General features: G+C 33.3%; 1 protein-coding gene. It reads right to left on the bottom strand.

Going from position 1 to position 1,027, the window contains the following annotated elements:
- Nucleotides 1–1,027: cytochrome P450 (locus tag AC1DJR_RS31220; protein WP_477004387.1), on the bottom strand; the 1,027-nt coding region annotated here is incomplete at both ends.

A 1,027-nucleotide genomic window follows, 5' to 3' on the forward strand; every position in this document is an offset into this window, starting at 1 on the left:
ATTTTTTCAAAGGCATTTATAAAGGTAGTTAATGCAATCTCAGCTTCTAAACGTGCAAGTGGCGCCCCTAAGCAAAAATGAGGACCTTTACCAAAGGTTAAATGCTTTTCATTTCCTATTCTGTGTAAATTAAATTTAGAAGCTTGTAAGAACTTTTTCTCATCTAAATTTGCTGCACTAACCCACGCAACAATCATTTGATCCTTTTTCATAAAAGGTCCAAATATATTTGTGTCCGCTRTAATCCTCCTAGCTAATGTAATGGGAAAGCGATAGCGTAAAACTTCCTCAATCGCTTTTGAAATTAACGTAGGTTCTTTTCTTAACTCTTCATATATTCCAGGTGAATCTACTAAAAAGCAATAAAAGCTGTTAATAATTAAATTTGTAGTTGTTTCATTACCTGCCGCTAATAAACCTAAAGAAAAAGTAACTATTTCTTCATCGGTTAATCTTTCGCCTTCATATTCAGCTCGTATTAAATCTGAAACAATATCGTCGGTTAAATGATATCTTTTCTCTTGGACAATTGGAAGAAGGTATGTTTTAAATTCATTTAACGCAATTCCTTTTTCTACATCCAAATCGTTAAATTTTTCTTTACTATACGGCATAAATAAAATATCAGACCATTCTTTAATTTTTTTACGATCCGTTGTTGGTACTCCTAATAAATCGGATATGACGGTAACAGGTAAAGCTACAGCAAACTCTTCAACGATATTAACCTCACTATATTTTCTGATATGTTGTACAAGTTCATTTGCGATAGCCTGTATTCGAGGTTTCCATTGTTCTAAACTTCTTGGAGTAAATGCTTTAGAAACAATAGAACGTACATTGCGATGTTCTGGTGGATCAGTAGAATTTATATTTATTCTAGTTTCTAAAGGTGGGATTGCGAATTGTCTTCGTTCCCTTCTACTGGAAAATAAGCGATAATCCGATAAAACTCGATTTACATCATCGTATAAAAAAACATTCCATACATCCTGCTCCTCATCATAATGAACCGGATGGTTATCCC

This window comes from Bacillus sp. 05T31, from assembly GCF_056396725.1.